The organism is Sphingomonas pseudosanguinis, from assembly GCF_014196255.1.
Classification (GTDB): domain Bacteria; phylum Pseudomonadota; class Alphaproteobacteria; order Sphingomonadales; family Sphingomonadaceae; genus Sphingomonas; species Sphingomonas pseudosanguinis.
Genome location: NZ_JACIDH010000039.1, coordinates 1 through 5,585 on the forward strand (window position 1 = coordinate 1; position 5,585 = coordinate 5,585).

The 5,585-nt window shown below is 69.5% G+C and carries 4 protein-coding genes; 1 reads left to right on the plus strand and 3 read right to left on the minus strand.

Annotation, left to right across the window (positions count from 1 at the left end; genetic code table 11):
- Positions 1–95: 95 nt before the first annotated feature.
- From GGR48_RS17765 to GGR48_RS17775, 3 genes are all read right to left on the minus strand, one after another.
- The gene (locus tag GGR48_RS17765) at positions 96–1,361 is read right to left on the minus strand and encodes a sensor histidine kinase (RefSeq protein ID WP_183953166.1); all 1,266 of its coding nucleotides are present in this window, start codon (positions 1,359–1,361) and stop codon (positions 96–98) included.
- 77 nt (positions 1,362–1,438) lie between these two features.
- A complete protein-coding gene (locus GGR48_RS17770; protein ID WP_183953167.1) occupies positions 1,439–2,128 on the minus strand; it encodes a winged helix-turn-helix domain-containing protein in 690 nt (229 codons plus the stop codon).
- Positions 2,103–2,588 carry a hypothetical protein gene (locus GGR48_RS17775; RefSeq protein ID WP_183953168.1) on the minus strand — a complete coding sequence of 162 codons (486 nt, stop codon included), beginning with the start codon at positions 2,586–2,588 and terminating at the stop codon, positions 2,103–2,105. The genes GGR48_RS17770 and GGR48_RS17775 overlap by 26 nt, the downstream gene beginning before the upstream one ends.
- A 270-nt stretch (positions 2,589–2,858) precedes the next feature.
- Here GGR48_RS17775 and mprF point away from each other — a divergent pair, with 270 nt between their 5' ends.
- Entirely contained in the window at positions 2,859–5,441 is a 2,583-nt protein-coding gene (mprF, locus tag GGR48_RS17780) for a bifunctional lysylphosphatidylglycerol flippase/synthetase MprF (protein ID WP_206362519.1), read from the plus strand.
- The last annotated feature ends 144 nt before the right edge of the window (positions 5,442–5,585 follow it).

Consider the following 5,585-nt stretch of genomic DNA (forward strand, 5'->3'; position numbering starts at 1 on the left):
GCGATTGCAGAGTCCAAAGTGAACACTCCCCCTGGAAGGTGAGGTGGCAGGGCAAAGCCCTGACGGAGGGGTGTCGCTGCCAGCGGGGGCACCCCTCAGCCCCGCCCCCCCAAGTCCAACCGCACCACCAGCCCCGGCGCATGATCCTCCAGCGACAGCGTGCCGCCATGCAGATGCGCCACCGCACTGGCGAGCGACAGGCCCAGCCCCGCGCCGCTCTCCGTCCGGGCCGCGTCCAGCCGGCCGAAGCGCTTCAACGCCTCCTCGCGGCGTTCGGGCGGGATGCCGGGGCCGTCATCGGCGACGCTCAGCACCGGCCCCGCCTCGACCCGGATCGTGACCGCGCCCGATCCGTATTTCAGCGCATTGTCGACCAGATTGGCGATCGCCTGGCCCAGCAGCTCGCGGTGGACCAGCGCGACCAGCGTATCGGGCGCCTCCGCGCGGATCGTCATGCCGCGATCCTCGGCCAGCGGCTCGAACATGTCGGCGACGTCGCGCGCCATCGCCGCCAGATCGGCCTCGACAAAGGCATCGCGGCCCAGCCCCGCCTCGGCGCGGCTGATGCGCAGCGCGGTATCGAGCATCGCCAGCAACCGGTCGCCCTCGTCCAGCGCACGGGCGACGCCGGCCCGTGCCGTCTCGTCCGGGCAATCGGCCAGCGCACGCTCCAGCGTGGCGCGCAGGCGGGTGAGGGGGGAGCGCAGATCGTGCGCCAGCCCGTCGGTCGCGATCTTGAGTTCGGTCATCAGCAGCGCGATCCGGTCGAGCATCGCATTGACCGCCTGCGCCAGCGCGTCGAACGCATCGTCGCCGCCATTGGGGATCACCCGGCGCGACAGGTCACCCGCCGCCACCGCAGGCGCGGTCGCGACCGTATCCTCCAGCCGGCGTTCGATCATCCGCGCCGCGATCCAGGCGGCGAGCGCGGCGAGGATGATCGCCGCCGCCATGCCGACCGCCATCGCCTCTTCCATCGCGCGCGCGACGCGCAATTCGCTCTCGACGACATGGCCCGCCAGCATCCGCGACCCGTCGGGCAGGCGCACCGACAGCACGCGCATGCGTTCGGGCTGAGAATGGCCGATGCGGAAAATCTCGATCGTCGCGGCCCCGGGCAGCGGCACGTTGGGCGGCCACTCGGCGATATTGCCGGTGACGAAGCGGCCTTGCGGATCGGTCAGCAGGATCACCGACAGCGGCACCCGGTCGGTGGTCAGCCGCCGCACGACCGCCTGGCGCACCGCCTCGCGTCCGCCGGCCAGCCAGACGCCCGACAGTTCGTCGCGCAGGTCGCTGGCCGCATCCTCGGCCTGGTCGGCGATCTCGCTGCGCGTCAGATGGCGGACGGTCGCCACCATCGCGCCTGCACCGACCAGTTGCAGCGCGAAGACCAGCAGCGCGAAGCGCAGCGTTGTCGAGCGGAGGACGCCGGGCGCTATTTCTCGATCCCCAGCTTGTAGCCCGAACCGCGCACCGTATGGAGCAGCGGCCGGGCGAAGCCCTCGTCGATCTTCTTGCGCAGCCGGCTGATATGCACGTCGGTGACGTTGGTGTTGGGATCGAAATGGAAATCCCACACGCCCTCCAGCAACATGGTGCGCGTCACGACCTGGTCGACATGCTGGAGCAGGAATTCGAGCAGCCGGTATTCGCGCGGTTGCAGGTCGATCGCCTTGCCCGCCCGGCGCACGCGGTGGGCGAGCAGGTCCATCTCCAGATCGTCACACACCAGCTTGGTCTGCGGCGCATTGGTGGTCATGCCACCCCGCCGGATCAGCAGGCGGACCCGGGCGAGCAGTTCGGCGAAGACGAAGGGTTTGGTCAGATAATCGTCCGACCCGGATGTCAGCCCCGCGACCCGGTCCTCGGGCGAGGAGAGGGCGGACAGGATCAGGACCGGCGACGTGATCCCGGCGGCACGGATCGCGGCCAGCGCCGCCATGCCGTCCATGCCGGGCAGCATCCGGTCGAGGATGATGCAGTCGTAACTGCCATCGGTCGCATGGAACAGGCCGTCGCGGCCATTGGCGGCATGATCGACGAGGAAACCCTCCTCGCGCAGCCCGTTGGCGATGTAATCCGCCGTCGAGCGATCATCCTCAATCAATAAGATCCTGTTGGCCACGCAGTCCTCCCGGACCGGTCCTTAGCAGCGTGATCGTGACCAGGCCATGGTCACGCGCGACGCGCAGGCGAACGGGAGAATTGGCGTGGCGGGCGGCCTCGTCCCGCAGCTGGCCGAAGGACATGGCGGGCTGGTCGTCGATCGCCAGGACGGTGTCGCCGACCCGGAGCGGCGGCTCTGTGACGGCCGCAGGAGCATCCTCGGCATGGCTGCGCAGGCTGGTCACCACCAGCCCCGGCCGGTCGCCGCCCAACGGCGCGAAGGTCGCGCCATATAGGGTCGGCTTTTGCCGGCCACCGGCGTGGAGCGGCATATGCCCGACCAGCATCGCGATGGCCGCCCCGCCGAGCAGCGCCGCGCTGCCCGCGCTCCAGCCGACGAGCCGCAGTCCCTTCACGGGCGCAGCGGGCGGGCGGCGCGGTGCGACGATCGCTTGGCGGTCACGGCGGGCATCATCCATCCTTTCACGCTGGCGACCGTACCCGATCTCACCTGAGCGAAGCGTGGGCGATGCATGACGCTTCTGTCATCATAGCTGGGCCATGGCGGATGACGAACTTGTCATGCGGCCGAAATGCCTCGACCGCCGTGGCGGTCCTATGGCCGGGCGCATGGCTTTGCCGGGGGGTGGCGAAGCGGGTGAGAGGCGTGGCGATGACGGGGTTGGCGGCGGTCGGAATACCGGCAGGATCATGGACAGCGACCCGCCCTATGATGGCGGGCGTGTCGCATGGTTGAGCAGGCCGCTCGCACGGGCTGGACGGCGCGGATCGTCGCCTATGCGCAGGCCCGTCGCGGCTATCTGGCGGTCGGGGCGGTCGTCCTGCTGGTCGCGCTGGGCCTGTCGGCGCTGCACCATCTGACGCGGCAGGTGCGGCTGGCCGATGTCCGGGCCGCCTTCTACGCGATTGATCCGCGCCAGATCGCGCTGTCGGTCCTGCTGACCGTCGCCAGCTATATCGCGCTGACCTTCTATGACGTCATCGCGCTGCGCGTCATCGGGCGGCCGCTGCGCTGGCGGACGGCGGCGATGGCGTCCTTCACCAGCTATACGCTCAGCCATAATCTGGGGCTGGCGCTGCTGACCGGCGGGTCGGCGCGCTACCGTGTCTATGCCGCCGCCGGACTGGACGGGCCGGACATCGCGCGGGTGGTCGCGATCGCCAGTGCGACCTTCTGGTTCGGGGTGTTCACCGTGACCGGCATCGGGCTGGTCCTGCATGACGGTCCGGTCACGCTCGACGCGCTGGTCCTCGGCCAGGATGTCGTGCGCGTGCTGGGGGCGGCGGTGGTCGCGGGTGCGCTGCTGCTGATCCTGTTGTGTGCGCTGCGGCCCGGCAAGCGGATCGGTTGGCGCGTCTGGAGCGTGCCCTTGCCGACGCCGGGGCAGGCGATGGCGCAGATCGGTATCGCCACGCTCGACCTCGCCTGCGCCAGTGCCGCGCTGTTCGTCCTGCTGCCCGGCGCGTCGCCCGCGCTGCTGCCCGCCTTCGTGCTGGCTTATGCGCTCGCGATCATCGTGGCGTTGATCAGCCATGTGCCCGGCGGCATCGGCGTGTTCGAGGCGGTGGTCCTTGCCACCGTGCCGGTGGATCGGACCGCGCTGTTCGCCGCGCTGATCGCCTATCGCGTCCTCTATTATCTGATGCCGCTGGCGCTCGGCATCGGCTTGCTGGCCTGGGACGAGGCGCGGCGGCGGCCGATCAAGGCGTTGCGCGACATTCGTCGCGTGCTGCTGGGCATCGCGCCGACGATCCTGGCGGCGGCCTGTTTCGGGGGCGGTGCGATCCTGCTGCTGTCGGGCTCGCTGCCCGCCATTCCACAGCGCGTGCATCAGCTGGTCCATATCGTCCCGCTGCCCTTTATCGAAGCGTCGCATTTCGCTGCCAGCCTGGTCGGCACGGGGCTGCTATTGCTCGCGCCGGGCCTATACCGCCGGCTCGACGGGGCCAGCCTGGCGGCGCGCGCGCTGCTGGTCGCGGGCGCGGTCTTCTCGCTGGCCAAGGGCATCGATTATGAGGAAGCGGCGGTCTGCCTGACGATCGCGCTGCTGCTCCAGGCGAGCCGCAAGGGTTTCTACCGGCGCACTTCGCTCGTCGCGCGCCCGCTGTCGCCCGCCTGGCTGTTCAGCGTGGCGGTGGTGATCGTCGGCACCGGGTGGATCGGTTTCTTCGCCTATAAGCATGTCGACTATCGGGAATCACTCTGGTGGCGGTTCGCGCTGTCCGACGATGCCTCGCGCTTTCTGCGTGCGGGGCTGGGCGTGGCGGTGATGCTGGCCGGGGCCGGGCTGTGGCGGCTGTTCCTCGCCGCGCCCCCGGGCGAGGCCGATCATCCCCCGATCGCGCAGGTGCTGGGCGTGGTCGAACAGGCCGAGCGGACCGACGCGTCACTGGCGTTGCTGGGCGACAAGCGCTTCCTGTTTTCGCCGGAGGGCGACGCCTTCGTCATGTATCAGGTGCGGGGCAGCAGCTGGATCGCGATGGGCGATCCGGTCGGCCCGCGCCCGGCCTGGGCCGATCTGCTCTGGCAGCTCCGCTCGCTGGCCGACGCCGCGCAGGGGCGGTTGATGCTGTATCAGATCACCCCCGATTGCCTCGAGATCGCGATCGAGATGGGGTTGCAGATCATCAAATATGGTGAGGAGGCGCTGATCGACCTCAGCCGCTTCGCGTTGGAGGGCGGGCGCATGCGCGGGCTTCGCCAGACGCTCAACCGGTTCCGCACGCGCGAGAATGCGAGCTTCGCGATCCTTCCCGCCGCCGAGGTGCCGGCGATCCTGCCCGAATTGCAGGCGGTGTCCGACGACTGGCTGCTGGCCAAGGGGCATGGCGAGAAGGGGTTCAGCCTCGGCCGCTTCGATCCCGACTATCTGGCGCTGACCGATTGCGCGGTGGTGCGCGTCGAGGGGCGGATCGTCGCCTTCGCCAATCTGTGGAAGGCCGGCGAGCGGCGCGAGCTGTCGGTCGACCTGATGCGCCATATCGAGGACGCGCCCGGCGGTGTCATGGATTATCTGTTCGTCGAGCTGATGCTGTGGGGGCAGGCGCAGGGCTATGCCCGCTTCGCCCTCGGGCTGGCGCCGCTGTCGGGCGTCGGCGGGCGGCGGATGGCACCCACCTGGGCCAAGATCGCGGCACTGGTGTTCCGGCATGGCGAGCGCTTCTACGGCTTTCGCGGCCTGCGCGCTTATAAGGAGAAGTTCCAGCCGGAATGGGCGCCGCGCTATATCGCCGGGCCCGGGGGGCTGGGGCTGGTCAAGGCGCTGCGCGACCTGAACGCGCTGATCGCCGATGGGGGTGAGCCTTCTTGAATTCCTCCCCTGTAAGGGGAGGGGAACCATGCGTAGCATGGTGGAGGGGTGTCGACCTCTCGATAGCTGGACACCCCTCCGTCAGCGCTACGCGCTGCCACCTCCCCTTCAAGGGGGAGTGTTCACTTTGGACTCTGCAATCGT

Bases quoted from the DNA above. Each gene is read 5' to 3' on its own strand.
- GGR48_RS17765 (WP_183953166.1), bottom strand. From the start codon at position 1,361: ATGGTGGCGACCGTCCGCCATCTGACGCGCAGCGAGATCGCCGACCAG.
- GGR48_RS17775 (WP_183953168.1), bottom strand. From the start codon at position 2,588: ATGGATGATGCCCGCCGTGACCGCCAAGCGATCGTCGCACCGCGCCGC.
- mprF (WP_206362519.1), top strand. From the start codon at position 2,859: ATGGTTGAGCAGGCCGCTCGCACGGGCTGGACGGCGCGGATCGTCGCC.